Here is a 26785-nt window from a genome sequence, read left to right as displayed (position 1 = left end):
GACTTTACCGATGAAAAGCATAACCAACTATAAAACCCTCTGGGCCATGGCGCTGGCCAGCCTGCTGACGATCAGCAGCTGTACTGATAGCTTCGACGCCATGAATACTGACCCCAACAGCCCTACCTCCATCGGATCGCAGTACCTGCTTCCTACCGGTATTGAAGCTTCCGTGGATCGCTACTGGGGACACCGCACCCGCTTTGAGCGGATCAACATCGATGCCGCTGAGCTGTACGTGCAGCACTTCACCCGCAACATCTACTCCAACGAGGGAGATAACTACGAAGTGTCGCCGGGTCTGGTATCCAACAACTGGAAAGGCTTCTTTAACGACGGCCTGCTCAACTTCCAGCGGATCATTGTACAGTCGGGGCCCAATGGTAAAAGCCCCAACGCCAACTACGAAGGCGTAGCGCTGGTGATGCGTACGTGGGTATTCTCGCTGCTGACCGACATGTACGGGGCTATCCCCTACTCGGAGGCGCTGTCGGGTACCAGCGAATCGCCCATCTACACACCTAAGTATGACTCTATGGAGCAGGTGTATGCGGGTATGCTCAACGACCTGAAACTGGCGAACGAAAAACTAAGTACTTCGGGGCCGTCCATCTCGGGTGACATCCTGTACGGCGGCGATATCATGAAGTGGAAAAAGTTTGCCAACTCTCTGCGCCTGCGTCTGGCCAACCGCCAGGCCGCCAAGAAGCCTACCGAGTCACGGGCGATCATGGCAGAGATCTTGGGTGACCCGACCAAGTACCCCATCTTTTCCAGCAACGCGGATAATGCCCTGCTAAAGTGTACTACCGTACTGCCAAGCAACAACGAGTGGCACCAGGTAATGGTACAGGATGGTCGTACCGACTGGAACATCAGCTCAACGCTGGCCGACAAGCTGAACGCCCTGGGTGATACCCGTATCACGGTATTTGCCAACCCCAACAAGGACGGTAAGTACCAGGGACACCCCAACGGACTACCCGACGCGGTTGCCACGGCTTACCTAGCTACCAGCTCCACCATCGGTAACTACTTCGTACGGGCCGACGCTCCGGAGGTGATCATGACCTTTGCGGAACTGAACTTCATCCTGGCCGAAGCCGCTCTGGATGGTGATATCACCGGCGATGCCAAAGGGTACTTCGAAAAAGGCATCGAAGCTTCCTTCAACCAGTACAGCCTCACGGTACCGGCCGACTACCTGACCAAAGTAGGAGCGGTGACCAAAGAGAAGGTGCTGGAGCAGAAGTGGATCGCCCTGTTCGGACAAGGCATCGAAGCCTGGACCGAAAAGCGCCGTACTGGATTCCCGGTATTCCCCGCGGCTGACAGCCGCGCCGTATTCGCCAACGATGGCGTACTACCTACCCGCTTTGTGTACCCCAACTCGGAGTTCTCGCTGAACCAGGCCAATGTAGAGGCGGCTTTGAAGATCAACGGTGGTGCCAACGACATGAAGACTAAGCTCTGGTGGGCTGAGTAAGGCAGGTAGTAAACAGTATCTAATTCACAGTTAATGATCAAGATTATGAAAAAGACTATATCATACCTTTCAACTCTGGGTTGTGCCTTCGCCATCGCATTGGTTGCTACTTCCTGTAAGGTAGAAGACCCCTTCGTGGATCGGGTGGTAGCCCCGGTACTGGTAGATATCGTAGGAGCTCCCTTCGGTGCTCCCCTGGCGGCTGAGCCTACGGTAACCTATCCGGCTGCCGATGCCAAAGTAGTCCTGAAAGCCCGCCTGCTCGAACTGGATAAGACCAACATTCTTGACCATACCAAAGGCATTGATTCCATTCCCGTAGCCAACATACCAATGAAGATTACGCTGCGTACCGGCGCTGCACTGGGCGAGGTTACCTCCAATGCCAACGGTGAAGTAACCCTGGAAAAAACCTGGGCTGAACTGGGCTTAACCGCCCCCAAAGCTGGCAACACGGTGAAGATCTCCTGGTCGGGCACCCATAAGGGCATCGCCTTTACCCGCCTGTCACAGATTCAGGCCAAGTAATATCTAAATCCTGTCATACCGGCACTCAAATATCTCTACTCTGCTTTCAGCCCATTGAGATAGCCCTGCTGCCGGTATGACACCTTCTTTCAACCCGTTCCACATACGCATACCTGAGTACGTACCCGAGTGCTATTCACTACTAACTATTGTAAAACCTAACAAATCTTCATTACTATGGATCAGAAAATCGATCGCCGTAATCTGTTAAAGTCAGGCCTTATGACACTGGGTGGCTTGGTGGCAGCACCACACCTGAGCATGGGCGCCTTCTCCAATATGCCCCTCAGCCTGGACCCTGAGAACCGTATCTTCCGCAGTCCTATGGTACGGGAGTACTTCCTGGACGAGAAGGTAGCACCCAAGATCCTGGCGAAGCTTAATGCCAACGAAAACCCCTACGGCCCTCCGATGTCGGCACGTAAGGCCGTGGCTGAGTCGGTGGAGGGTGGTAACCGCTACGCCTGGAAAGAACTGACGGACCTGATGGCCAAGATAGCCAAGAAAGAAGGCGTAACTCCTGACCATATCATGATGGGCCCCGGCTCATCGGACCTGCTGGAGAAAGTAGCCCTGGTACTGTTTGCCAACGGAGGAAACGTAGTATCGGCTGACCCTACCTACATGTCGCTGATCAACGTAGCCAAATCAACCGGTGCTACCTGGAAGGCTATCCCCTGTAAAGAGGACTGGTCACACGACCTGAAGGCCATGGAAGCGGCCATTGATAAAGATACCAAGCTGGTGTACGTGTGTAACCCCAACAACCCCGTAGGTAGCATCACCGCCGGTAAGGACCTGCTCGACTTCTGCTCACGCGTATCGGAGAAGGTACCTGTATTCGTAGATGAGGCGTACCTGGAGCTGGCCGTAGGTGCCAACACCGAAAGTATGGTATCGCTGCTGGCTAAGAAGAAGAACGTAATCGTAGCCCGTACCTTCTCTAAGATCATGGGTATGGCCGGCTTGCGGGTAGGATACATTGCTGCCCTGCCTTCTACCCTGGATCAGATCCAGAAAATCACCCGTGGCGGTATGGGTATCGCCTATACCTCTATCGCGGCAGCCAACGCCAGCCTGGACGACGCGGAGTTCCAGACCAAGAGCCGTAAGCTCAACCACGAAGCCAAGCTGTACCTGTACGACAACCTCGACAAGATGGGCTACAAGTACATCCCGTCCTATACCAACTTCGTGATCTTCCCGGTAAGCATAACCGGTAAAGACCTCCTGACCAGGATGGCAAGCAAAGGAGTAGGCGTACGGGCGTTCGACATCGTGGGCAAGACCTGGTGTCGTGTGAGTATCGGTACGATGGACGAAATGAAGATGTTTGTTGGCGCCCTGGGCCAACTGAGCTAACCTGCGGAGCCTGCACGCAGGCTCTTTCACAAGCGAAGCCAGAGGTCACTGGCCTGCTGGCTTCGCTTACTACTTCTGCTAACCTATTCTATTGAATAACAAACTCTGCTTATTCAATACTCCAGTACCCCTTTAACTCATTTCAACTATGAGCGATGCCTTACAAAAAACCATAACTTTATTGCTGCTGATTACTTTGGGTCTGGTACTTAGATCAAAGTTTAAGAATAAAGAACAAACCAATGGTATCAAGGAGATTGTACTTTCGGTGGCGCTGCCCTCTACGATCTTTATCTCGCTGATGAAGATTGAAATGGACTCCACCCTTTTCATCATACCGCTGGTTACGTTGGTATTTAACTTCCTGATGTACTTTTCCGGACCTCTTGCGTTTTCTCTTTTCGGTATTGAAAAAAACAGTTCAACAGGCCGCACCCTGATGATGCTCATTCCCTCCCTGGCACCCGGACTGTCCTGCTTTCCGTTTATTGCCGAATTTTTGGGAGAAAAGAGCCTTGCTATTGCTGCCCTGGCCGACGTAGGTAACAAGTTTTTTGTGCTGATTACCCTGTACCTGCTGGCCATGAACATGTTCCTCAAGAACAGTACGGACGAAGAAACCAACACGGGAGGAAAGATCAAGAGCCTGCTACTGAGCATGGTTCAGGAACCTATCAACCTCCTGATCATCATAGCTATTATACTATTGAGCGTAAATATCAACTATGGTACCCTGCCGGCCGTAATAACCGACATCTTTGATAAGACCAGCGCCCTGATGACACCTTTGGTACTGATATTTATCGGACTGGCTGTACAACTCAAGGATGGCAAAAAAGGCCTGGTGTCTTCAATCCTGCTTTTCCGCGCCGGTATTACCATGATCATCAGCTCGGGTATGATCTACGTGTTCCATATTACGGAGCCTTCTATGATGCTGCTGGCCATAGTAGTGCCGCTCAGCTCGGCCAGTTTCTGGCCGCTGGCACACATCTCAGCTTTTCATGCTAAGGAAGAAGCCAAGGCACTGCCCAAGGAGAAGCGTACCTTTGACATGGAACTAGCCGTACTGATGCTGGCTTTCTCGCTACCTTTCTCTACCCTGCTTATTTTGGGAATCCTTTCTACCGGTACGTTCTTTGCCAACCCGGTCATCCTGCTGTTCAGCGGACTGGCTCTGATAGCGGCAGCCGCAGTACCAGGTATGGTGAGCAAGGCCTACCTAAGGCTTTCAAAAGCATAATATATTAATTAACCTAAACTAATCGTGACTAGCGCCATGCGTACCTTCACCCTTACCTTGCTGGCGGCTCTGCTTTATCTGGGCGCATGGGCTCAGGCAGAGCAGCCTCGGTTCATGTCCGCAGATACGGCTTCGAAAGCACCGGATCAGCTGGAGTTACACTGCCTGCCGGAGCACGTGTCGGTCAAGATGGCGAACGGAAGGACGAAGTCAATCTCGGCCGTACAAGCCGGTGATACCGTGATAACCTATGCCAATGATCAGATCACGACGACGCTGGTGCAGCAGGTTGATAAACTGGAAAATATAGGTACCGCCCTCACGCAACTGTACCTGCGCCCGGTAGATGAGCTTGCCGCCAGTCGCAGCAGCTGGCCAATGGTACCGGCCCTGCTGCTGGAGGCCACGCCCTGTCACCCGGTACAGACTACAGCGGGCCGTAAACGAGTAGAGGAACTGGTCAAGGGAGATGTACTGTATTGCTACGAATCGGCTACGGGGAGCGTATCGGCCTGGAAAGTAGGCCTGATACAGGTTAATGCCGGCAAGCTGAGTACCGGCTATAACCTTATTACCGAAACGGGTACCTACCTGGCAGAAAATGTAGTGGTATTGGGAAAATAATGATTGATAGTAGTTGATAATCCTACAGGAGGCCCATGATGGGCCTCCTGTTTTGTTAGTTACTGCACCCGGATTTTAGATAGTGGCAGTAGTATTACCGGATCTTACTTCTTTTAGAGAAAGAATAATCATCAGAGAGCATGCATCTGAAGTACTATTGCCTACTACTTATTACATTACTAGTTACTCACCTCAGCCCGGCCCAGCAGCAGCGACTGCCGCAGCAACGGCTGCCGCAACAACGGTACTATAACCTCGGGGACTTCAGGCTCGAAAATGGGCAGGTGATCAAAAACTGCCGCCTCGGCTACCGCACCGCCGGAAAGCTCAACGCCAACCGCTCCAACGCCATTCTGGTACCTACCTGGTTTACGGGGAAAAGCGAAAACAAGCTATTTATGGCGGCTCCCGATCAGGTGGCCGACAGTACCCGCTTCTTCACGATTGTGGTAGATGCACTCGGCAACGGCGTTTCCTCTTCACCTTCCAACAGCAAGGCTCAGCCGGGAGCTCTGTTCCCCCAGTTCTCGATCCGGGATATGGTGCGGGCCGAGTACGAGCTGGTCACGAAGCACCTGGGACTCCCCCACCTCTACGCCGTAGCCGGTATTTCTATGGGAGGTATGCAAGCCTTCGAGTGGCTATTTACCTACCCTACCATGATGGATAAGGTAGTAAGCATCGTAGGTACTCCCGACCAGTCGGCTCATGACCGCTTTCTGTGGGGTACCCAACTGGCCGTACTGGAACGCGGCAAGTACAGCACCGACGCCATGAAGACCGTCGGAGCTCTGCACGAAATGCACCTGACATCACCTGAGTACTATCACACCAAGCTCCCCACCGAGCAGGAGTACAAGAAGTACCTGCAGGCCAAAGAAGCCGAATATGTCAAAAATAATGACCCCTTCAACTGGGCATCTCAGCTACGGGCCATGCTGGGACACGATGTATTCCGGGACCGCAACCGGACGCAGGCTATCCGGGATACCAAAGCCAAGGCACTTGTCATTGTAGCCTTACAGGATCACATGGTTAATCCTCTTTCGGCCCTACAGCTGGCCCGCGACCTCAACGCCGAAGTTCTGGAACTAACCGGCAACTGCGGCCACCTGGCCAATGGCTGCGAAGCGGATAAAATCAAGGCGAAGGCCCGGAGGTTTATGGCCAGGGAGGAGGATTGAAGTTCACTATTGCTGCGTTTCCAATAGCTAGCTACTGCTTATTTCAAATATTTCAGTAGAACTAATATGAAAAGAATATTACTACTATCTGTTATCCTTTTAACTTTTGCATGTTCTGGAGATAGCTTAGAAAGCATAAAATATGATGTTTATAAAAGCGTAATAGACTCCAATTTTGGACATCTGGCAGAGAAATATCCCTCTTACATAGTAGTCAATGATACTCTTTCAGATTTTAAATCTGACTTAGGTATATTGATTTACTCGGTACAAAAGAATGATAAATTTTTCGAGGAATGTTGTGAAGGAGACAGTAGTTTTAAAGACTTCATACTTGGAATTAAAGGAATAAATATCAAAAAGGAATTATTGAAGGCTGAAAAGATTAGGCCGAGCTCTAACTTCAAAGTCCTCCCAAGAAGCGCTGTCAGTCAGGAAGAAGATCACTTTTCAATATATTTCTCAAAAATAGTATTTAATAAAAATTACGATAAAGCTATACTATACGTCAATAAATCATCCTCTGGCTCATTGTATTTCGTTGAACAGATCAACAACAAGTGGTATGTTAAAAATAAAATATTGATGTGGATAATCTAAGCTAACAGCCATAACTAAACAACCCGTTATCTAATACTCTCATCAAATAGCTTATAGCATTAAGTTGGCAACGATATAATATTAATAACCTAACCCTACAATGACTACCTTTATGAATCTAGTAAAATCAATCTTTTTCGTACTCTTCCTGTCGCTCTGTTCCGGAGCAACTTCATGGGCTCAGAACGCCTCTGAAAAGCTCCGCATTATCATGATCGGCGCTCACCCCGACGACTGTGATATCAAAGGCGGTGGTACGGCCGCGCTCCTGTCTTCGATGGGACATGCGGTCAAGTTCGTATCCGTTACCAACGGCGACGCCGGCCACCAGACCGACAAGGGAGCCTCTCTGGCCAAACGCCGGCTGGCCGAAGCCAAAGAAGCCGGTAAGCGCTTCGGTGTGACCTACGATGTACTGGATAACCACGACGGTCAGCTCCTGCCGGACCTGAATACCCGCCTGCAGATCATCAAAAAGATCCGTGAGTGGAATGCCGACGTAGTGATAGCCCCGCGCCCCAACGACTATCACCCCGACCACCGCTACACGGGCGTCCTTGTCCAAGACGCAGCCTACATGGTAGCCGTACCTAACGTAGCCCCCGAAACGCCTCCGTTGAAGAAAAACCCGATCTTCCTGTACTTCCAGGACCACTTCCAGCGGCCTAACCCGTTCCGTCCTGATGTGGCCGTTGATATCACACCCGTATACGCGCAGAAAATTCACGCCATGGACGCGCACCAGTCACAGTTTTACGAGTGGCTCCCCTGGATCGCTGGCTTTCTGGATCAGGTACCTACCAACAAGGCCGATCAGGAAAAATGGCTGGCCGAAACCCGCGCCGTCAAGATCACTCCTGAGGTACGCGCGTCGTTGGAAAAATGGTACGGCAAGGACAAGGCCGCCCAGGTACAGCACGCCGAAGCCTTCGAAGTATGCGAATATGGCGCCCGCCCTACCGAAGCTGACCTGAAGCGGTTGTTTCCGATGCTGAAGTAGGGGCACTGGGGCTATGATTGTAGGGGTGGCCGCTGCACTAATACTATCGATGCAACTTTGGAAAACGCTGATGCTAGGAGTATAAATAATGGGATTTCCCTTCCGCGGGCTGTGTCACCACAGCCCGCGGATAGACTGTTACTCTACTTCTTTGACCGATTCGCTAGTTCTTCAAAATCACCGTTGACCCAGCGGGGTTGCCCGATATAGGCCGGCGAAACAATAAACCGTCCGGTTTGGGTATCCAGGATTATAGCCTCCCTTTCACCAGCTACAACCTGGAAACGGCGGGTATCGATTATATCAGACTCGGGTTTGGCTTTCTCGGCCGGTGTGAAGTTGGCGAGTAGCAGAATACCTCCCAGGGTAAGAGCACCGATAAAAAATGATTTGAGGTCGATAGAGAAGTGTACGGTTTTCATGGTCGCTGAAACGGTTAGTTTGTTGAATGGTATATACAAGAGTTACTTTGGGTACCGCCAGGTTGGATCAACTGCAAAGAAAATTTCAAAAGCTGGCCTTCGGTTGCTGACCTGCCCCAAATATAGTCTGAGATCCTACTGCGGCCGATTTGCTGGTTGTACCTGTGTCAATGTAAGTCAAAAGGAGAATACTTCCCGCAACTTTTTCCTTGATTTTTCCGCACTAAATCGCAATCCACTCATCCACAGTACCCGCGGTATTTCATGACAGAAAACCCAGCTGATATGGGGTTTTATATTACAGTATTCGGATAGAATCCCTTGGGGAGCAGGTCGGCTGGTACCCTGTACCTGTTACTTACCCCAGTCCGGGGCGGGAGTTTTGGCGTTGAAGAGTTCGTCGAGGTAGTAGGCGCGGCGGTAGCGTTTATCGCACTCATCCTCGTTGCCTATGGGGTAGGCGCAGGCTTCGTAGAAGCCAACGGCCCGGGAGTTCATGATACTGACCGGGGCGCCACCGGATAGTAAGTCATCACGGTGGTCGCGTCCGAGCAGGCAGTGCCCAAGTTCATGGAAGACCAGCGCTTCGCGGTTTTGCTCAATGCTGCTTCCCCAGCACAGACTACTCTCAACCAGCGTGATCTTTCGCTGCCCGTTGTTGACCGCCCGCGTACAGCTTCCGCATTCATCCCCCGAGCCAGCGCCGGTAGATCTGAACTCTATGATCAGGTTTTCCAGCTTTATGGTGACGCCTCTCTTCTGCCCCTCCTCCACAAAGCTTTGAACATACTTTTCTACCGCCTTCGGTACATCATATACCGTTGGTTCAATGGGGGCATCGCCCGAGCAAGCCATCAAGAGTCCCAGACACCAGAGTATGTACTTTTTCACTGTCCAGCAGTTAGCCTTCAAAATCAACTTTCAAGTGGCTGCCATCGCAATAAGGCTTATTGTGGGAATGGCCGCAACGGCAAAAGGCAGTTACTTTGCTCCTTTCTACTTCCTTACCTGCTGCATCCTTTACCTTCAGGTTTCCGTATACCAGTAGCGGTCCTTTGGGAAGTACCTCCACCACCGTGTGGTTCACGATTGCTGCGGGCTCTACCGAGGGAATATTCATGTAGTAGGAAAGGGCACCGGAGGGACATTTATCTATCTGCGCCATGATCTGCTCCGAATCGGCCCCTTCTATAGAGATCCACGGACGCTTCATGCGGTCAAAGACGGCTGGAAGGCCCGTGAAGCAGCGCTCTGAATGAATACATTTGTGCGGCTGCCATACTACCGTCACCTCATCATTACTGTACTTCTTTGTAATTTCTTTTTCCATAAGTAGTCTGGGTTTACAAACCTAAATATATCAACGAGTTAGCAATTGTCATAAAGTGGGCCGCATTCCTTCTCAAAACCGGGCCTCTCAAAACATTCAATGAGGGTCTAGCGTTAAAGTATCCCTTTTATATGTACTACTAATCCGCATTTACGTGAATAAAGTCCAACTGAATATTTGCCTGACTTCTTACCCTACTGAATCAGAACTCCCCGAGGCTGAACAAGAATTAATGGAAGCGGCCCGTCGGGCCACCCGAAAGTCCTACGCGCCCTACTCCAACTTCCACGTCGGGGCGGCAGTCCTGCTCGAAGACGGTACCGTATTTACGGCCGGCAATCAGGAAAATGCCGCTTTCCCCTCCGGCTCCTGTGCGGAGCAGTCGGTGATCTACTGGGTAGGCGCCAACTACCCCGACAAACTGATCAAGTCCATCGCAGTGGTAGCCCGACCTGGTCTGGGAGGACCAGGTCGGGATGGACCCGGTCTGGGAGGACCCGGTCAGCAGGAAGAGTATAAGCCGGTATCCCCCTGCGGGGCCTGCCGACAGTCACTGCTCGAATACGAACACCGGCAGAGACAGCCGATCCGCCTCCTGATGATGCAGCCCGATGGGGGAGTGATCGTGTCAGAATCTATATCCAACCTGCTTCCGGTGAAGTTCGACGCGGATGATCTGAGGGGGTAGCCAGCGGTACCCTACACATAAATCTCGCGAAGGTTGTAGTTAGGAATGAGGTAAATCTTCTTTTTAGAGTACGGGACTTAGGCCCGGCTTACCTCATCCTAAACACTTTGCGTATCCTGTATGAAAAGATCCTTTTTGGCCCTCATCCTGTTTGGCAGTATACAACTGGCCACCGCCCAGTCGCAGGACTGGAAACCGGTAGAGGGAAAAATAACCACCACCTGGGCTACTCAGGTCAATCCGACGGCTCCCCTTCCTGAATACCCGCGTCCGCAAATGGTACGTGGCAACTGGCAAAACCTGAACGGCCTCTGGGACTACGCCATCAAAGCCGGTGCTCAGGACCAGACCAAGCCGGCTACTTTTGAAGGGAAAATACTTGTACCCTATGCGGTGGAGTCGGCGCTGTCGGGCGTGGGCCGTACCGTAGGCAAAGACAGCGTGCTGTGGTACCAGCGGACAGTGAAATTTCCAAACAAGCTCAAAAACCAGAATGTACTGCTGCACTTCGGAGCGGTAGACTGGCAGTGCGATGTATTTGTCAACGGCAAGAAGGCCGGCTCCCACCAGGGTGGCTACGATCCGTTCTCTATTGACATCACGCCTCATCTGGTCAAGGGTGATCAGCAGCAGATCGCCGTGCGGGTATGGGACCCCAGCAGCGACGGCCCGCAGCCGCGCGGCAAGCAGATCAAGAACCCGCATGGCATCTGGTACACGCCAGTAACGGGTATCTGGCAGACGGTATGGCTGGAAACAGTACCTACCAGCCATATTTCCGGCCTCCGCAATACCCCCAACATAGACAACAAAACCCTGACTGTAGCCGTGCAGGGGCAAAATGTTCAGCCCAATGACCGAATCAGAGTGACGGCCCTGGACGGTACCACCCAGGTGGCCCAGCAGGAAATAGCTCCCGGCTCGGATGCCGTGCTGCAGCTCAGCTCACCTAAGCTGTGGTCGCCCAGTAACCCTTTCCTGTACGACCTGACGGTGTCGCTGGTGCGTAACGGTAAGGTAGTAGATGAAGTTAAGAGCTACTTCGGCATGCGTAAGATATCCGTGAAGCCCGATGGGCAGGGTATCCAGCGTATGCTTCTCAACGATCAGTTTGTATTCCAGTTTGGTCCATTGGACCAGGGCTGGTGGCCCGATGGCCTGTACACGGCTCCTACCGACGAGGCGCTCCGCTTTGACATCGAAAAAACCAGAGACATGGGCTTCAACATGATCCGGAAGCACGTGAAGGTAGAACCCGCGCGCTGGTACTACTACTGCGACAAGATGGGGATGCTGGTGTGGCAGGATATGCCGAGCGGCGACATGGGCAACCGCTGGGAGTCACGCCCGGGGGTAGCCGGACTGGGTACCGAGAAGGAGCGTACGCCGGAGTCGGAGCAGATTTTCCGTACGGAGTGGAAGGCCATCATGGATGCTAACTACAACTTCCCTTCCATAGTAGTATGGGTACCTTTCAACGAAGCCTGGGGACAATTCAAGACCAAAGAGATTACGGAATGGACCATGAAATATGATCCTACGCGGCTGGTCAACAGCGCCAGCGGGGGTAACTTCTTCCCGGTAGGTCATATGATAGACCTGCACAACTACCCCTCACCCGCCATGCCCGATCCAGAGTTGTTTGGCACCAAGCAGGTACTGGTATTGGGCGAATACGGTGGTTTGGGCCTACCCGTTGAAGGGCACACCTGGCAGCAGAAAGACAACTGGGGCTACCAGACCTTCAAGAATGCCGACGAGATGTATGATCGCTACAAAGGATTCATAGATAATATCACCGGCCTGATCCGGAATGGTCTTTCGGCCGCTATCTACACCCAGACTACCGATGTGGAAGTGGAGGTAAACGGCCTGATGACCTACGACCGGAAGGTACAGAAGGTACCCGTGGATAAGCTCCGCCAGACGCACCAGAAGCTGTACGATGCCTCGCTGGTGAAGATGAATAAATAATGAACAGCTTTTAAGAAAGACACCCGTGGATACAAGAATCTACGGGTGTCTTTTTATATATACTTTCTGCAACTCCCCCTCCCGCCCTACTCTCAAATAACTAAAACCTTCATCCGCGAGTTATGAAAGGCATAACTCACACTATTTAAATAACATATGAAGGTTATATCTCCACGTTTCCACGCTATTCTTGATTACCTGCTGGTTGTTTCGCTCTGGGCAGTGGCCGGTATGTACGACTGGGACTCTTCGCTGTCAGCCTTTACATTTGTACTGGGAGGAATACACCTGATTCTTACGCTCGTGACCCGCTTTCCGGGTGGCATGTTCAAACTGGTGCCTTTTCCCATTCATGGATATATAGAGCTGATCGTAGGTGTATTGGCACTACTGGCTTCGCTGTTCTACTTTGAGGAAAGCCTGGCGAAAAACTTTTATTTGGGTTTTGGGATAGTAGTTCTGGTGGTGTGGGCCCTAACCAACTACCGTAGCAGTGATTGAACGGCTCACTATACCGGTGGCTTAATCCCTGCAGGCACTCCTGGCATTATCTTTTTCTATACTTCACTGACCGCTTTCTGAACATTACCTGAAACAGGTCAAATACATGCTATTGTAATAAACACCATTAACCTTTTAAACAGATCAATCTTATGATTCGTATTCCGACACGTGCACATGGTATCATGGATATGGTATACAGTGCTGCTCTTATGGCGGCACCAGTGGTGCTAAAGGCTGTGACCGATGGTCGATTGAAAAATCAGGGAACTGCCAATAAGCTGCTGCCAACGATTGGTGCGGGTATTCTGGCTCAGGGACTCATGACCAACCACGAGACAGGAGCAGTAAAGGCCATTGATATGAAAACCCACATGGCAATGGACCTGGGTGTAAGTGCTCTCATGATGGCGGTACCTTATATAGCCAAACTGGATAATCGGATAAAGTACCCCATGATAGCGCTGGGAGTAATTGGTATAGGTCTGGCGCTCATGACCAAGACCAAGCCAAGCTACGAGCAGGCCCCTACCGAAGAGCCTGACACTTTCCTGGAGCATGTAGAGAAAGAAGCTACTAAATAAAAGCTACGGGCACTGGCGATACCGCCAGTGCCCGTAGTCTATCAGTACTGTAGGTACTGATAGGCACTTTATAGATTTCCCGTTTTGCCACCATCTACGGGTATGTTGATCCCGCTGATGCTGGCTGCCGCCGGACTACACAGGAAAGCCACCGCGGCCGCTACCTCCTCAGGCTCCGCAAATCGGCCCACCGGTATCTCCGACTCCATCTGGGTGGCTACTTCATCTACCGTTTTGCCCTGCGCTTCGGCCCGCATGCCCAGTACCGCATCCAGTCGGCTGGTACGTGTGTATCCCGGCAACACATTGTTGACTGTAATACCAAACCTGCCCAGCTCCAGCGAGAGGGTCTTGGCCCAGTTGGCCACGGCTCCGCGTATGGTATTGGACACCCCCAGCCCCACTATGGGTTGCTTCACCGATGTACTGATGATATTGACAATGCGCCCAAAGCCTGCCTGCTTCATACTGGGTACTACGGCCTGGGTCAGGATCTGACTGTTGATCAGATGCATCTCGAAGGTTTTCAGGAATTTATCCGGGTCTTCATCAATGATAGCGCCGCCTGACGGACCACCTGTATTATTAATAAGTATATGTACATCCGGTACCAGCCTCAGGTACCCATGAATAGCTTCTTTTACATTCCCGCTATCGGCAAAATCTGCCACAAAATAACGATGAAGCTGCCCCCGCGAAATATCCAGGGAGTCGACGGCCTCCGCTAGTTTCTGTTCGTTTCGGGCTATAAGTGTAACGTTGGCACCAAGCAGGGCCAGTTCTACGGCCGAAGCGTAGCCTATGCCCTGGGTACTGCCACAAACAAGGGCTGTTTTGCCGCTAAGATCCAGATTCATGTGTGATTTGCTATATTAGTATATGATACAACTAGACTATCAGAGCAAGTATATAAAAATTAAGCCGGGATAGTACACTATCCCGGCCTGATGATCTACAATACTATGTATTTCTCCGATGAACCTTCTATATACCTATAATATAGTGCTCCAGATAATTGATATGCTCGCCCTGTTCGCGAATCATCGCCATCACGATATCTCCAATACTCAATAACCCTACGACACGTCCCTGCTCCATGACGGGCAGGTGCCGGATTTTCTTCTGGGTCATGAGCTCCATACAATCCGTTATATCCATTTCGGGCGTTACGGTGTACACCTTAGAGGTCATCACCTCCATGATCGGTGTACTCTTGGCTTTCCGTCCCTGTATAATTCCCTTTCGGGCATAGTCCCGCTCGGAAAAGATTCCGACGAGCGTCTGACCATCCATGACCGGGACAGCTCCTATCCCTTTCTCGGCCATGAGGTGAAGTGCATCAATAACCATATGCTGCGGAGTAACGTACCACACACGCTGGTCTCTCTTGTCCTTTACTAATTTTTCTACCGTACACATAAGCCTATGAGTTATGTTGATAAACACTATTACTGGCTGGTACGAGGAGAGTGTCTGGGAAAGAAGACTAATCTACAAAATATATTATTGAAATTCAAACCTTTGTAACCAAACAACGACAACAAATAACTACTCCCCTCTACCGTACCCCTCTTACTTTTAGCCGCAAACTAGCCTTAGGACGCAGAGTCACCATAGGCTCCGATTCCACCCGCTGGCCGGGATAAAGGAGCTGTATATCAAAATCGCGTACCAATAAGGCCAGTACCACCTGCATCTCAAGCAGAGCGAAGTTGTTGCCAATGCACATCCTGGGCCCGCCACCAAAAGGTATGTAGGCGTAGGTAGGACGCTCTTTGACGGCCTCCGGCGCGAAACGATCAGGGTTAAATACCTCCGGCTCCTGCCAGTAGTCGGGGTGGCGGTGCAGCACATAGGGGCTTACCAGCACGTAAGAGTCGGGCTTAATAACATAGCCTCCTATGTAGTCGGGGGTCAGCGTACGCCGCCCCACCATCCAGGCGGGCGGATACAGCCGCATTACTTCCTGTACTACCTGCAGGGTATAGCCTAGTTGCCGGGCCGACTCGAAGGTAGGTACTCCCTCATTACCCACTACCCGCACGACCTCCTCCCTGAGCCGCTTCTGGACTTTTGGGTGCTGAGCCAGTACATACAGGGCCCACGACAGGGCGTTGGCGGTAGTTTCGTGTCCGGCCATGAATATGGTAGTCACCTCATCGCGCACCTGCTTATCCGACATACCTTCACCGGTTTCCTCGTCGCGGGCATGCAGGAGCATATCCAGCAGATCGTCGTAGCGGGCATCGGGGTTACGGGCGCTTTCGCTCCTGCGGGTGTTGATAATGTCATAGATCAGCCCCTCCACCTTTTTTACAGCATTCAGATACCGCAGGTTGCCGGGTGTAGGGTACTTCAAAGGTATATTGATAAAGCTTTTGAGCGCATTATCAGAGTAGTGCATGATGTCATTGAGGGCACCCGATATACCTGCCACCCGGTCTCCCACATCGGTACTAAACAGGGCCTTGGTTACGATATTGAGCGTCAGGCTCAGCATATCGGCCGTAATATCCCTGGCCAGGTTATGGTCATGCTTTTTCCATTCGGCCAACAGTACCTGCGTTTCGTGTACCATCATGTCGGTCATCAGGGCCAGGCGCTGCTTGTAAAAGGCCGGCTGGGCCAGTTTGCGTTGTCGCCGCCAAAAGTCTCCTTCGCTGTTGAGCAGGCCGTTGCCCAGAAAGATAGCCAGTATCTTGTAGGCTTCGCTTTTGTGGTAGTTGCGGTTATTTTCCTGTAGAACGTACTTGGCATCCTCAGCCGTCAGCAGTACCGTTATGTCGCGGCCCAGTACATTGACCCTGACCAGTCGCTCGTACTGCCCCTGCAGGTCGAGCAGGAAACCCAGCGGATCACGCACAAAATGCCAGGTATTACCGACCAGTGGCAGCCCTTTGTGGCTGGGTGCCACCTGAGAAGTATGAGGTAGAGTTTGCATAATAATTACTATTAGTTCAGGATTACACTATCTTTGCGGCTTATTTTAAAAAGAGAGTAGCCGCAATGGCTCTTTTCCACACGCAATCTCCTCTGAATCATAACATCTGAATCTATTTCACTAAAATACGAACGAAGCGTCGCAATGTCTAAAAAAATTCAATCCGCGCTCATTTCTGTTTATTACAAAGATGGCCTCGAGCCCATTGTTCGTCTCCTGCACGAAAATGGCGTGAATCTCTACTCTACCGGTGGTACTCAAACGTTCATTGAAGAAATGGGCATTCCGGTAACGGCCGTTGAATCGCTGACGGGCTATCCTTCCATATTCGGAGGCCGCGTCAAGACCCTGCACCCGGCTGTATTCGGTGGTATCCTGTACCGCCGCGACCACGAAGGTGATATAGCCCAGGCTGCCGAGTACAACATCCCGGCGCTGGACATGGTAGTGGTAGACCTGTACCCCTTCGAGGAAACCGTTGCTTCCGGAGCCAGTGAGGAAGATATCATCGAGAAGATTGACATTGGAGGTATTTCGCTGATCCGGGCGGCCGCCAAGAACTTTAAGGATACCCTGATCGTATCTACCCGCAACCAGTATGCGGATGTACTGGCCCTGCTTACGGAGAAAGGCTGCGCTACTGACCTGGAAGACCGCCGCACCTACGCCCAGCAGGCGTTTGGTACGTCGTCACACTACGATACGGCCATCAACAACTACTTCCTGGGTACCGGTGAGGATATCTATAACTTCCGTAGCCTGCCGTCGCAGACGCTCCGCTACGGTGAGAACCCGCACCAGAAAGCTACCTACTACGGTGACCTGGATGCCATGTTTGACAAGTTGCACGGCAAGGAGCTCTCGTACAACAACCTGGTAGACGTAGACGCCTGCGTGGGACTGATCGACGAATTTACAGAAGCGGGTCCTACGTTTGCGATCATTAAGCATACCAACGCCTGTGGTATCGCTACGGCAGCCACAGCTCAGCAGGCTTACCTCAACGCCCTGGCCTGTGACCCGGTTTCGGCCTTTGGTGGCGTAGTAATTACTAATACTAAAGTAGATGTGGCCACGGCTGAGGAGCTGAACAAGCTTTTCATGGAGATCCTGATCGCGCCGGGCTACGAAGATGGAGCTCTTGAGGTACTCCAATCAAAGAAGAACCGTATACTCTTACAACGCAAACCCACAGCCCTACCCGGCGAAATGTTCAAGACCATCCTGAACGGGGTACTGGTACAGGACAAAGATCTCGCTACCGAAACCGCCGCTCAGATGACGACCGTTACCGAGAAGGCTCCTTCTGAAGACGAACTGCGTGCTCTGGAGTTTGCATTGAAAGTGTGTAAACATACGAAGTCTAACACCATTGTACTCGCTAAGGAAGACCAGCTCCTGGCCAGCGGTACCGGCCAGACCTCCCGCGTGGATGCCCTGCGTCAGGCTATCGAAAAGGCGAAGGCGTTTGGCTTTGACCTGAATGGATCGGTGATGGCGTCGGATGCCTTCTTCCCCTTCCCCGACTGTGTGGAGATAGCCAAGGAAGCTGGTATCACGGCCGTAGTACAGCCCGGTGGCTCTATCCGTGACAAGGATTCCATCGACTACTGCAACGCCAACGGCGTAGCCATGGTAACTACCGGCGTTCGTCACTTTAAGCACTAATAATGGCTATAGGCTGTATGCTTTAGGCTTTAAGCTTTTTCCGGAGGCCGTGTCCCCACGACTCCTTCGGGTAGAAAGCGAATAAAAATCTCCTCTCTTACCGGGAGGAGATTTTTATTTTTGAATCTGCTTACATTAGCGCTTTCTTTCCTTTATCCCTGGCTACAAGTACATGCGTTTGTTTTCGCTGCTTTATACGATCTGGTGCGCGTTCTGGTTCGTGACGATATTTCTGCTGCTGTTTCCCTTTACCTATATTTTTCTGCAAAGGGAGGAGTGGAAGCCCTACGCGCACTACATCAACCGCCTGTGGGGTAAGCTGTTCTTTCCGCTGGCGGGCATCCGGTTTAGGGTTGAGTACCGCTTCCGGCCCGAGCCTCGGGGTACCTACGTATTCTGCGCCAACCACTTCTCCTACCTCGACATCGCCACCATGGGGGTGATCCTGAATAATTACTACGCCTTTGTGGGTAAGCACGGGGTGAAGAAGGTCCCCCTGTTTGGCTACATGTTTGCGAAGCTGCACATCCAGGTAGACCGCGACAAGAGCCACAGCCGCGCCTACTCACTCAATAAGTCTATTCGTACGCTGGCTCAGGGACGTAGTGTGATGATATTCCCGGAGGGCGGTATTGTATCCAAGCACCCGCCCAGGCTACACCTGCCCATTCAAAAGGGAGCCTTTATTATGGCCATTCAGCAGCAGGTACCTATTGTGCCCATTACCCTCCTGACCAACCACCTGCTCCTGCCCGACGAAGCGCCCCTGCGGCTGCACCCCGGTACGGTACGCGCCATCGTACACGAGCCCATTCACACCACCGGAATGACCCAGGACGACCTACCCGCGCTGATGGAAAGGTGGCTACATGTGGTAGAGGGGACACTGTTTGGTGAAGCCAATCGGGTGTAAGGGCGACAACCCCTCACAGAGCTAGTATTACTGGGGATGCTCCACCCAGATCAGTTTGGAAGTATCGTAGCCAATACTGCGGGCTTTCTCGAGGTACCTTTGTTTTATAGCCTCAGGCATGGTAGTTTCCCGGGAGAGCAGCCAGAGGTAGTCTAGATCCTTGCCCGCTACCAGCGCATACCGGTACTCCGGATCAATTTCGACGACGTTATATCCTGAGTAAAAAGGGCCAAAGAAAGATACCTTCAGCTTACCGGTACTCTCATCTTCCACAAATTTAGCCTTGCCGGTAGTTCCCTTCCACTCCTGCTCCTTAAAGTTATACCCCCGGTTTTCGACCTTGATTGTACCATCCGGATTCAGTGAGTACTGGGCTGTCACGTTGTTCAGGTTCCGCTCAAAGCGATAGTCAAACCGCGCTACCTCGTACCATTTGCCCAGGTACCTGTTCACATCAAACGGCTGGACCGCCGTAACTCCCTTCGGAATAGTGCGGCAGGAGTTTAACATTGCAAGGGCCACTACACCCAGCAACGCTCCACCTACTAGTAGTTTTCTCTTATTCATCTCATTAGCTTTTTACCACCACTTAACTGGTTGTTCACCCGAAGGTTTCAATAGTTGTTGAATAGAGGGATACGCATTGATAAATAGGTGTTATACCCCCTCACTTGCGAATCATTGACCTGTGTACTACTAAGTTTCCGTTAGATAACTTTATTTGTAAAGGAGCCGGAATCTTGGTAGTATTGATACTATCTACAGCCTCTCTCGCTTACATATTATCCTTTTGTAAAATTCTTACAGGCGCGCACTTATAATAGGGTCTGGAGTGGCACTACTAGCCCACGTACCAGAGCTTTGGGTTTGTAGATCAGGATTTGTGACTTTCTGAACAGCGAACTACCAGAACGTACAGAACGCCCGATACTGCCTTAGATGGGCAAGGGTAAAGTAATTGAATTGGTCTGCCTTACTACCAGCCCCATTGGGCTGGACTTTCTCCCGCTATACGTACGGATAGGATGATCCGGAAGCACAACTCCGGCTTCTGGATACTAGTACTTCAACCCACTTTAAACCCCTACACTTATGTCTATTGTACTGATCACCGGCTGCAGCACCGGTATTGGTTTCTCTACCGCCGAAACCTTAGCCCGCAGCGGCCACACCATATACGCTACGATGCGTAATCCACAGAGTGCCCCTCAACTGGCCGAACTTGCCAAACGTGATAGCCTACCACTAATAGTATTACGAATGGACGTTGACTCCGACGAATCTGTATTAGAAGCTACTAATCAGGTACTGATGCAGGCTGGGCACATCGATGTGCTGATTAACAATGCTGGTATTGCCCCTCCGCTGAAACCAATTGAAGAAACACCGGCCGAGGATTTCCGAAGAACTATGGAAACGAACTACTTTGGTACTGTACGCTGTATTCAGGCGGTACTGCCCACAATGCGGGAGCGCCGGAGTGGCCTAATCATCAATGTATCGTCCGTAGCTGGTAAGCTTCATACCAACTTTATGGGTGCTTATTGTGCGTCGAAGGCTGCTGTTGAATCACTAAGCGAATCGCTGGCTTGTGAAGTACAGCCCTTCGGTATTCGGGTTGCTGTAGTGCAGCCTGGAGTTATTGAGACACCTATTGTTGATAAACTGAATGTCGCCCCTGCCCATACTAATTACACGAACCTGATTCGCCAACGCGCTTTTTTCTCTGCTTCGAAAGATAATCACGTACAACCCTTTATCGTTGGTGATGTCATTCGGGATATTATTGATAATGCTAATAACGCCCGGATGCGCTATCCGGTCGGGCCGGACTCGCTTCCCTTACTGGGTTATCGGGCATCGCTCACGGATGAAGATTGGGTGGCATCAGCCGGTGTTGATGAAGACACCTGGGCAGCCGGTATGGGACAACTTGGTCTGAATGTGCGGAAATATCTTTAAGTTGCTACTCGATGGGCCGCTGATCAGCGGCCCATTAACTTCTAAACCTTACTACGATGAAACAACCACTACAACTAGCATCCATTCTCCTGATTTTTAATCTGCTGCTGGTAGTACCCAGCCTTGGTCAGCAGGCCAGCCCGAAAGCCAAAGCTTACACGTACCTGATCTACCACAAACTGGCTCCCGGCTATACCCTTCAGGATGCGCTCCCCATCGAACGGGAGTGGAAAGCACTCAATCAGGCGGCGGTGGATGAAGGCAACCTCATTGGCTGGTACATGATGGCCAAACAGCTGACTTCTAACCCGGACGCAGCCGAATATGATTACGTAACTATGATTATCTCCTCGGAGATGACGATCAAAGGAGCCTCTCCGGCCGCCCGGACCAAGATCTATGGCGATAGCGTACAAGCCCGCATGGCCGATCTGCAGAAACGTGACCGCACCATAGCCCCCGTCGTAAAAATGGAAATATGGGAAACAGCCGATGCTATCATCAGCCCTGGCTTTGCCCCGGACAAAACACCCATCCTGGTACTTGACCTGATCCGACTCCGCGACCCGGCGGCCGACTGGCGGAGCCTGACCGGCCCGATGAAGCGAATGGCCTCCGAGCGGGTAAAAAATAGCCAGCTAGCCGGATGGAACATTTCAACACTGATGGTCCCCCATGGTAGCGAGAAAGGCTACAGCCTGGCGGTAGTTCGGTGCGCGGCCAGTCTGAGCGCAGCCGTTCAATCCGATGGAGCTACGGGGGCTGTGCCGGCGGCAGAAGTAGCCAAGCTCAAGACACAGCAAATACGAACCTTCGATATAGTGCGGCAGGAGGTATACCGCCTTACCGAATTTACGCTCAATCCTAGGTCCACGGCTGATGCTTCGCGCTGAAGTGTATAGTCGATAGTTATTTATGTTCTGTACAGTTGATTTCTATTTAAGAAAATCATCTATCAACGGCATATAGTTAGTGTTTATATAAATCCAGAAGCGGCTTTGATGGAAAAACTACGAGATGTAATCATAGACAAAGCGGGCCTTACCGATGAGCACTGCGTGCAGCTGACCGGGTTTATCAGAAGGATTCACCTAAAGAAAAAGGAGTACCTGATCCGGGCAGGTACTACCTGCTCATTTATTGGGTGGGTAGAAGAGGGTACCTTGCGCTCATTCATTCAGAAGGAAGGCGATGAAATGAACCTGGACTTCTATCTGGAGGGCTCCTTTGTGAGCGCCTACACCAGCTTCCTGACCCAAACCCCTACCCACGGCTCTATTCAGGCTTTATCTGATACCACTGTTTATCTGATTTCGTACGCCGATTACCACCGCCTGCTCAAAAGCAGTGACAGCTGGCACAGGCTGGGCAAGTCTATATCGGATCAACTCTTTATCCGGAAATGTAGAAGGGAAGCTTCGCTACTGATGGATTCAGCCCCTGAGCGGTACCAGTCATTGCTACAGACCTACCCGAACATCGAGCAGCTGGTGGCCCAGTACCATATCGCTTCTTATCTAGGTATAAAACCCGAGTCACTGAGCCGGATCAAATCCTTAACCTACATCAATGGATAGTGGCGGGCGGCTCCTCAACTTTGCGTCATGAAACCTAATGACAAAGTTGAAGATGAACCACCTTACATACACCATTATTTTTTCCGTAGGCATAGCCATGAACGCAGCCGCCCAGAATGGGATGCAACGAAAGGACCTGTTACACGCCAACATCATCGAACGTACAGTTTCTTCGGTCAAGGTAGTCGAAGTAGAATTTAGGGGTGGACAAAAAGGAGCCTACCATAAGCACCCGTGCCCGGTAGTGGGGTACATTGTGGAAGGTACTTGCTTACTGCAGGTAGAAGGGCAACCGGCTCAGGTACTACAGGCCGGTGAGGCTTTCTTTGAACCCGCCGATACTCCTATTCTCCATTTTGACAATTACTCGGCCAACCAACCCATGAAGTTCGTGGCGTATTACCTGCTAAACGGCGAGAAGGAGCTGATCGAGCTACTGCCCAAAAAAGGAGAGTAGCTGTTATAAGCTCACGCCTCCCCCACCAGCGCTCGCGCCATTTGCAGGCCTGACTGGTAAGCTCCCTCAACATTCCCCATCCCGAAGCCATCACCGCCCAGCAGCAGAGGGAATGGAGTGTTACACTGCAGGTAAGGCTCAGGATGGCGCTGGTCGCAGAGGCTGTACCGCCAGCGGTGTACCTGAAAACTCTCGACGGCTTCGGCAGGTATCCATTCGTGCAGCTCAGCGATCAACATCTCCCCTACCTTGTTCAGGTCGCCTTCCAGGTGCTCCCGGCTGTACTGCGGACTGGCGTGGATGGTAACGGTAGTTGAATCGTAGGTAATACCTTTCTGGAAGTTGTCCGCTACCCATGAAATAGGTCCCTCCTCATACCGTATACCACCGGGTGCGGGAATCCGGCTTGGCTGGTTCAGCTCGGCAATGACGGCCAGGCAGGGCTGGTAATTAATAGTATCTAAGGCCACTTGTTCGGTAGTACTTAGCTGAATCCCGCTATCCGTAAGCAGCGCCTTGACCTGCGGGGCGGGTATGGTAACGATCAATTTCTCCGCTGTATATACAGTGCCTGCCTCGGTACGTACGGTACAGCCGGTAGCGTCGCCCGCTACGTGTACTACTTTTTCCCCTGTATGTATGTCAAGTCCTTCGGCCAGGTACTTGGGTATGGCGCTCATGCCACTACTGCCTACGTAGCGTGGGTGATGATCAATACCCGGCAGGTACCACTCCTTCACTACGCCTGCTTCCTTCATCGCTTGCACCTGCGCCTGAAACTCCGGTGTGCGGGCTGAGAAGTACTGGGCGCCGTGGTCGGCGCGGGTGTTGTGGATGCGGCGGGTAGCCATGCGGCCCCCTACGCCCCGGCCTTTATCCAGGAGGGTGACCTGCCACTGGTGGCGGGTGAGTTCGCGGGCAGCGGTAAGGCCGGCGAGGCCGGCGCCAATGATAATGCAGCTTGGCATTGAAAAAATTGTTAGTTAGAGGTGGGTATACTAAAAGTTAACTTTCTATTTTTAAAACTTAGACTACTTTTACTCTGAACTACAAACTACAAAACCCGGGATTTGTTGAAGACCTCCCCCTTTTCAAAAAGTTGGTTTATCCGAGTTGGACGACTGATCGGTATAGGGCTGCTGGCGGTGGTGGTAGGGTACTACATCATCTATCCGCACGTGTTTCATTGTCAGACGGTCCGGTACTCAGACTTCGAAAAGGTCAATAATAAGCTGTACGTCAGTCCGGACATTACTCAACCGCAGCGACGCCAGATGTTCCAAACTATCCAGCGCGCCCAAACCCGGGTGGCCCGTTTCTGGGGTGCGGCCCGCGGCGAGGCTACCTTTATACTTTGCAGCAGCCCGGCTCAGTACGAAAAGTACTGCCACAGCAACGAGGGGGCTGGCTGCAGCCTGGGTACTCCCTGGGGCGACTCCTACATTATCCTGAACCCTTTCGGCCTGAACGAAGACGTGGTAAGTCACGAAATGTGTCACGACGAGCTGTTCACGCGTCTGGGCTGGTGGACTACCACCACCGAGGTACCTCAGTGGTTCAATGAGGGTCTGGCCCTTATGCTCGACCGCCGCTTTGTCAACAGCACCGACTCCATCCAGCGGTACCTCGACTACATGGATGAGTGGCTGTACCTGACCAACGGTGCTCAGGAGTTTCTGGAACTGGAAGAGATCAGTACTATGCGGGGCTTTTTTGGCGGCAACCAGCGTCACGTGATGCTGGCCTACATGACCGCCGGTATGGAAGTATCCAGATGGATGGCTCTGGTGGGTGCCTCCGGGATAAAAAAACTGGCGGTCAGGGTGGAGGATGGTGAATCGTTTGAAAAGGTATATAAGCAAATGGAAGAGGCAGGTGAATCAAGTAGCCGGATAAAATTGCCCGAAACGCCGCTTCACCCTCAATGAACAGGAACCATTTCGCTATTTAGCAGTAGAATAGAGTATTTTTTTAGAGTAATAGCCCTATATGCATAGTGCACTTTTTTCTAAAAAAAAGTACCTTTCGAATCCATATCCGTAGAACCTTAAAACCTGTTGACTTATTTTTTAGCCTCATGCAACAATTACAGCTCCTCGATTACCTTGTATTCCTAGTTTACTTTCTCGTGGTAGCCGTATATGGCTACTGGGTTTATCACAAGAAAAAATCAGCCGAAGCCTCTACTACCGACTTCTTCCTGGCCGAAGGTTCCCTTACCTGGTGGGCTATTGGTGCCTCTCTTATCGCCTCCAACATATCAGCCGAGCAGTTTATCGGTATGTCGGGCAATGGCTTTACCATGGGTCTGGCTATCTCTACCTACGAGTGGATGGCCGCCGCTACCCTGATCATTGTAGCGATCTTCTTCATGCCTATCTACCTGAAGAATAAGATATATACCATGCCTCAGTTCCTGAACCAGCGCTACAACAAGTCAGTGAGCCTGATCATGGCGATTTTCTGGCTGGCGCTGTACATCCTGGTCAACCTGACCTCCATCCTGTACCTGGGAGCTCTGGCAGTATCGGGTATTTCGGGCATTGATTTCTATACCTGTATGATCGGTCTGGCTGTATTCGCTATCATCATTACACTGGGTGGTATGAAGGTAATTGGTTATACGGACGTAATTCAGGTATTCTTCCTCGTAATCGGTGGTCTGGCTACTACTTACCTGGCACTCAACCTGGTATCTGATGACGCCGGACGGGCCGGTATGATGGAAGGATTCAGCCTGATGATGCAAAACCACGACGACCACTTCCATATGATCCTGCCCCGCGGTAATCCTTACTACATGCAGCTACCGGGCCTGACGGTACTCATCGGAGGTATGTGGATCGTGAACCTGAACTACTGGGGCTGTAACCAGTACATCACACAACGTGCCCTGGGCGCTGACCTCAAAACGGCTCGTAACGGTATTCTTTTCGCAGCTTTCCTGAAACTACTGATGCCCATCATCGTGGTACTACCCGGTATCGCGGCCTATTCACTGTACAGCAAGGGTATGTTTCAGCAGGATATGTTAGGGGAGGATGGACTCATCAATGCCGACAAAGCCTATCCGGTACTCCTCAACCTGCTACCGGTTGGTTTGAAAGGACTTTCGTTTGCTGCCCTGACGGCTGCTGTAGTAGCTTCGCTGGCTGGGAAGGCCAATAGTATCTCGACCATCTTTACACTGGATATCTTCAAAGACTACTTTGGCAAGAATGCCAGCGAAAAACAGTTGGTAATGGTAGGTCGTGTGGTGGTAGTAGCAGCCATGGTGATCGCTATTGTGGCTTCACCGTACATGGGTATCGATAAGAAAGGGGGTTTCCAGTTTATTCAGGAAATGACCGGTCTGCTTTCTCCAGGTATCTTCGCTGCTTTCAGTATGGGCTTCTTCTGGAAGCGTACCAACTCAGCCGGCGCTATGTTCGCCATCGTGGGTGGATTCCTGATCGCACTGAGCATGCACAACAACTGGCTCCCATTTGCCGACTGGTCTGAGGTACCTTTCCTTGATCGTATGGGCTGGGTGTACCTGATCTGTGTGACGGTGATGGTGATCCTGGGATATGCCCTGCCTACCGAGAACAAAGGACTGGCTATTGATGCTTCTATGTTTAGGACCCACCGTTCCTTTACCATCGGAGCGGCCGTGGTGATCGCTATGATTACCTTCCTGTATATCTACTTCTGGTAGAGGAGAGGCTTATTGAAAAATAGCAAAGCCGGGCGGAATGTTTT

At 51.5% G+C, this 26785-nt stretch carries 28 protein-coding genes; 20 read left to right on the top strand and 8 right to left on the bottom strand.

The genetic code is table 11. The annotated features are described in order from the left end of the window. Positions 1–10 precede the first annotated feature (10 nt). The 8 genes from JTN23_RS05635 (at position 11) to JTN23_RS05600 (ending at position 8027) form a co-directional block, all read left to right on the top strand. Positions 11–1486, top strand: a complete 1476-nt coding sequence (locus tag JTN23_RS05635; protein ID WP_247232984.1) for a SusD/RagB family nutrient-binding outer membrane lipoprotein — start codon at positions 11–13, stop codon at positions 1484–1486. 45 nt (positions 1487–1531) lie between these two features. Continuing rightward, on the top strand, positions 1532–2014 hold the full coding sequence (locus JTN23_RS05630; RefSeq protein WP_247232983.1) for a hypothetical protein: 483 nt from the start codon (positions 1532–1534) through the stop codon (positions 2012–2014). A gap of 177 nt (positions 2015–2191) precedes the next feature. Further along, on the top strand, positions 2192–3376 hold the full coding sequence (locus tag JTN23_RS05625; protein ID WP_247232982.1) for a pyridoxal phosphate-dependent aminotransferase: 1185 nt from the start codon (positions 2192–2194) through the stop codon (positions 3374–3376). A gap of 148 nt (positions 3377–3524) precedes the next feature. Further along, a complete protein-coding gene (locus JTN23_RS05620) occupies positions 3525–4619 on the top strand; it encodes an AEC family transporter (RefSeq protein WP_247232981.1) in 1095 nt (364 codons plus the stop codon). Between the two features lie 36 nt (positions 4620–4655). Then, positions 4656–5243 (top strand): hypothetical protein, encoded by a 588-nt coding sequence (locus JTN23_RS05615; RefSeq protein WP_247232980.1) that lies wholly within the window; start codon positions 4656–4658, stop codon positions 5241–5243. Positions 5244–5383: 140 nt separating this feature from the next. After that, positions 5384–6427 (top strand): alpha/beta fold hydrolase, encoded by a 1044-nt coding sequence (locus tag JTN23_RS05610; protein ID WP_247232979.1) that lies wholly within the window; start codon positions 5384–5386, stop codon positions 6425–6427. 66 nt (positions 6428–6493) lie between these two features. Next, on the top strand, positions 6494–7027 hold the full coding sequence (locus JTN23_RS05605; protein ID WP_247232978.1) for a hypothetical protein: 534 nt from the start codon (positions 6494–6496) through the stop codon (positions 7025–7027). Between the two features lie 112 nt (positions 7028–7139). Beyond that, positions 7140–8027: a PIG-L deacetylase family protein gene (locus tag JTN23_RS05600; RefSeq protein WP_247232977.1), complete on the top strand. Its 888-nt coding sequence runs from the start codon at positions 7140–7142 to the stop codon at positions 8025–8027. A gap of 143 nt (positions 8028–8170) precedes the next feature. On the opposite strand, the gene JTN23_RS05595 is transcribed toward JTN23_RS05600, so the two are convergent. From JTN23_RS05595 to JTN23_RS05585, 3 genes are all read right to left on the bottom strand, one after another. Then, entirely contained in the window at positions 8171–8449 is a 279-nt protein-coding gene (locus JTN23_RS05595; protein WP_247232976.1) for a hypothetical protein, read from the bottom strand. Positions 8450–8803: 354 nt separating this feature from the next. Beyond that, a complete protein-coding gene (locus JTN23_RS05590) occupies positions 8804–9340 on the bottom strand; it encodes a hypothetical protein (protein ID WP_247232975.1) in 537 nt (178 codons plus the stop codon). 10 nt (positions 9341–9350) lie between these two features. Further along, positions 9351–9779 carry a (4Fe-4S)-binding protein gene (locus JTN23_RS05585; protein WP_247232974.1) on the bottom strand — a complete coding sequence of 143 codons (429 nt, stop codon included), beginning with the start codon at positions 9777–9779 and terminating at the stop codon, positions 9351–9353. A 154-nt stretch (positions 9780–9933) separates the two neighbouring features. On the opposite strand from JTN23_RS05585, the gene JTN23_RS05580 reads away from it, so the two are divergent. From JTN23_RS05580 to JTN23_RS05565, 4 genes are all read left to right on the top strand, one after another. Continuing rightward, positions 9934–10467, top strand: coding sequence for a cytidine deaminase family protein (locus JTN23_RS05580; RefSeq protein WP_247232973.1), 534 nt, complete (start codon positions 9934–9936; stop codon positions 10465–10467). A 120-nt stretch (positions 10468–10587) separates the two neighbouring features. Then, positions 10588–12441: a glycoside hydrolase family 2 protein gene (locus JTN23_RS05575; protein ID WP_247232972.1), complete on the top strand. Its 1854-nt coding sequence runs from the start codon at positions 10588–10590 to the stop codon at positions 12439–12441. A 156-nt stretch (positions 12442–12597) separates the two neighbouring features. Then, entirely contained in the window at positions 12598–12942 is a 345-nt protein-coding gene (locus JTN23_RS05570) for a hypothetical protein (protein WP_247232971.1), read from the top strand. Between the two features lie 152 nt (positions 12943–13094). Continuing rightward, positions 13095–13526, top strand: a complete 432-nt coding sequence (locus tag JTN23_RS05565) for a hypothetical protein (protein WP_247232970.1) — start codon at positions 13095–13097, stop codon at positions 13524–13526. Positions 13527–13594: 68 nt separating this feature from the next. On the opposite strand, the gene JTN23_RS05560 is transcribed toward JTN23_RS05565, so the two are convergent. The 3 genes from JTN23_RS05560 to JTN23_RS05550 form a co-directional block, all read right to left on the bottom strand. Next, positions 13595–14383, bottom strand: coding sequence for an SDR family oxidoreductase (locus JTN23_RS05560; protein WP_247232968.1), 789 nt, complete (start codon positions 14381–14383; stop codon positions 13595–13597). Positions 14384–14510: 127 nt separating this feature from the next. After that, the gene (locus JTN23_RS05555; RefSeq protein ID WP_247232966.1) at positions 14511–14945 is read right to left on the bottom strand and encodes a CBS domain-containing protein; all 435 of its coding nucleotides are present in this window, start codon (positions 14943–14945) and stop codon (positions 14511–14513) included. A gap of 139 nt (positions 14946–15084) precedes the next feature. Then, a complete protein-coding gene (locus JTN23_RS05550; RefSeq protein ID WP_247232965.1) occupies positions 15085–16467 on the bottom strand; it encodes a cytochrome P450 in 1383 nt (460 codons plus the stop codon). A 144-nt stretch (positions 16468–16611) separates the two neighbouring features. Here JTN23_RS05550 and purH point away from each other — a divergent pair, with 144 nt between their 5' ends. Together purH and JTN23_RS05540 are read left to right on the top strand one after the other, a co-directional pair. Continuing rightward, positions 16612–18135: a bifunctional phosphoribosylaminoimidazolecarboxamide formyltransferase/IMP cyclohydrolase gene (gene purH / locus JTN23_RS05545; protein WP_247232964.1), complete on the top strand. Its 1524-nt coding sequence runs from the start codon at positions 16612–16614 to the stop codon at positions 18133–18135. Between the two features lie 172 nt (positions 18136–18307). After that, positions 18308–19048, top strand: a complete 741-nt coding sequence (locus JTN23_RS05540) for a lysophospholipid acyltransferase family protein (protein WP_247232963.1) — start codon at positions 18308–18310, stop codon at positions 19046–19048. 27 nt (positions 19049–19075) lie between these two features. Here JTN23_RS05540 and JTN23_RS05535 read toward each other — a convergent pair whose 3' ends face one another. Continuing rightward, positions 19076–19615 (bottom strand): lipocalin family protein, encoded by a 540-nt coding sequence (locus JTN23_RS05535; protein WP_247232962.1) that lies wholly within the window; start codon positions 19613–19615, stop codon positions 19076–19078. A 525-nt stretch (positions 19616–20140) separates the two neighbouring features. On the opposite strand from JTN23_RS05535, the gene JTN23_RS05530 reads away from it, so the two are divergent. The 4 genes from JTN23_RS05530 to JTN23_RS05515 all read left to right on the top strand — a co-directional run bounded on the left by JTN23_RS05530 (position 20141) and on the right by JTN23_RS05515 (position 23044). After that, positions 20141–21010, top strand: a complete 870-nt coding sequence (locus JTN23_RS05530) for an SDR family oxidoreductase (RefSeq protein WP_247232960.1) — start codon at positions 20141–20143, stop codon at positions 21008–21010. Positions 21011–21066: 56 nt separating this feature from the next. Beyond that, positions 21067–21903 (top strand): hypothetical protein, encoded by an 837-nt coding sequence (locus tag JTN23_RS05525; RefSeq protein ID WP_247232958.1) that lies wholly within the window; start codon positions 21067–21069, stop codon positions 21901–21903. 108 nt (positions 21904–22011) lie between these two features. After that, positions 22012–22587, top strand: coding sequence for a Crp/Fnr family transcriptional regulator (locus JTN23_RS05520; protein WP_247232956.1), 576 nt, complete (start codon positions 22012–22014; stop codon positions 22585–22587). A 52-nt stretch (positions 22588–22639) separates the two neighbouring features. Beyond that, a complete protein-coding gene (locus tag JTN23_RS05515) occupies positions 22640–23044 on the top strand; it encodes a cupin domain-containing protein (RefSeq protein WP_247232954.1) in 405 nt (134 codons plus the stop codon). A gap of 11 nt (positions 23045–23055) precedes the next feature. Here JTN23_RS05515 and JTN23_RS05510 read toward each other — a convergent pair whose 3' ends face one another. Then, entirely contained in the window at positions 23056–24012 is a 957-nt protein-coding gene (locus tag JTN23_RS05510; protein ID WP_247232952.1) for an NAD(P)/FAD-dependent oxidoreductase, read from the bottom strand. 105 nt (positions 24013–24117) lie between these two features. Here JTN23_RS05510 and JTN23_RS05505 point away from each other — a divergent pair, with 105 nt between their 5' ends. Beyond that, positions 24118–24972: a hypothetical protein gene (locus JTN23_RS05505; RefSeq protein WP_247232951.1), complete on the top strand. Its 855-nt coding sequence runs from the start codon at positions 24118–24120 to the stop codon at positions 24970–24972. A gap of 149 nt (positions 24973–25121) precedes the next feature. Continuing rightward, positions 25122–26741, top strand: a complete 1620-nt coding sequence (locus JTN23_RS05500; protein ID WP_247232949.1) for a sodium:solute symporter family transporter — start codon at positions 25122–25124, stop codon at positions 26739–26741. The last annotated feature ends 44 nt before the right edge of the window (positions 26742–26785 follow it).

Source organism: Telluribacter roseus (genome assembly GCF_017355915.2).
In the GTDB taxonomy this organism is placed as follows: domain Bacteria; phylum Bacteroidota; class Bacteroidia; order Cytophagales; family Spirosomataceae; genus Telluribacter.
This window is presented reverse-complemented; position numbering and strand designations above follow the sequence as displayed.

Coding starts and splice junctions, on each gene's coding strand:
- JTN23_RS05635 (WP_247232984.1), top strand. CDS start 11: ATGAAAAGCATAACCAACTATAAAACCCTCTGGGCCATGGCGCTGGCC.
- purH (WP_247232964.1), top strand. CDS start 16,612: ATGTCTAAAAAAATTCAATCCGCGCTCATTTCTGTTTATTACAAAGAT.
- JTN23_RS05540 (WP_247232963.1), top strand. CDS start 18,308: ATGCGTTTGTTTTCGCTGCTTTATACGATCTGGTGCGCGTTCTGGTTC.
- JTN23_RS05515 (WP_247232954.1), top strand. CDS start 22,640: ATGAACCACCTTACATACACCATTATTTTTTCCGTAGGCATAGCCATG.
- JTN23_RS05625 (WP_247232982.1), top strand. CDS start 2,192: ATGGATCAGAAAATCGATCGCCGTAATCTGTTAAAGTCAGGCCTTATG.
- JTN23_RS05600 (WP_247232977.1), top strand. CDS start 7,140: ATGAATCTAGTAAAATCAATCTTTTTCGTACTCTTCCTGTCGCTCTGT.
- JTN23_RS05520 (WP_247232956.1), top strand. CDS start 22,012: ATGGAAAAACTACGAGATGTAATCATAGACAAAGCGGGCCTTACCGAT.
- JTN23_RS05565 (WP_247232970.1), top strand. CDS start 13,095: ATGATTCGTATTCCGACACGTGCACATGGTATCATGGATATGGTATAC.
- JTN23_RS05610 (WP_247232979.1), top strand. CDS start 5,384: ATGCATCTGAAGTACTATTGCCTACTACTTATTACATTACTAGTTACT.
- JTN23_RS05570 (WP_247232971.1), top strand. CDS start 12,598: ATGAAGGTTATATCTCCACGTTTCCACGCTATTCTTGATTACCTGCTG.
- JTN23_RS05575 (WP_247232972.1), top strand. CDS start 10,588: ATGAAAAGATCCTTTTTGGCCCTCATCCTGTTTGGCAGTATACAACTG.
- JTN23_RS05530 (WP_247232960.1), top strand. CDS start 20,141: ATGTCTATTGTACTGATCACCGGCTGCAGCACCGGTATTGGTTTCTCT.
- JTN23_RS05525 (WP_247232958.1), top strand. CDS start 21,067: ATGAAACAACCACTACAACTAGCATCCATTCTCCTGATTTTTAATCTG.
- JTN23_RS05630 (WP_247232983.1), top strand. CDS start 1,532: ATGAAAAAGACTATATCATACCTTTCAACTCTGGGTTGTGCCTTCGCC.
- JTN23_RS05560 (WP_247232968.1), bottom strand. CDS start 14,383: ATGAATCTGGATCTTAGCGGCAAAACAGCCCTTGTTTGTGGCAGTACC.
- JTN23_RS05595 (WP_247232976.1), bottom strand. CDS start 8,449: ATGAAAACCGTACACTTCTCTATCGACCTCAAATCATTTTTTATCGGT.
- JTN23_RS05585 (WP_247232974.1), bottom strand. CDS start 9,779: ATGGAAAAAGAAATTACAAAGAAGTACAGTAATGATGAGGTGACGGTA.
- JTN23_RS05550 (WP_247232965.1), bottom strand. CDS start 16,467: ATGCAAACTCTACCTCATACTTCTCAGGTGGCACCCAGCCACAAAGGG.
- JTN23_RS05615 (WP_247232980.1), top strand. CDS start 4,656: ATGCGTACCTTCACCCTTACCTTGCTGGCGGCTCTGCTTTATCTGGGC.
- JTN23_RS05535 (WP_247232962.1), bottom strand. CDS start 19,615: ATGAATAAGAGAAAACTACTAGTAGGTGGAGCGTTGCTGGGTGTAGTG.
- JTN23_RS05620 (WP_247232981.1), top strand. CDS start 3,525: ATGAGCGATGCCTTACAAAAAACCATAACTTTATTGCTGCTGATTACT.
- JTN23_RS05500 (WP_247232949.1), top strand. CDS start 25,122: ATGCAACAATTACAGCTCCTCGATTACCTTGTATTCCTAGTTTACTTT.
- JTN23_RS05510 (WP_247232952.1), bottom strand. CDS start 24,012: ATGCCAAGCTGCATTATCATTGGCGCCGGCCTCGCCGGCCTTACCGCT.
- JTN23_RS05555 (WP_247232966.1), bottom strand. CDS start 14,945: ATGTGTACGGTAGAAAAATTAGTAAAGGACAAGAGAGACCAGCGTGTG.
- JTN23_RS05605 (WP_247232978.1), top strand. CDS start 6,494: ATGAAAAGAATATTACTACTATCTGTTATCCTTTTAACTTTTGCATGT.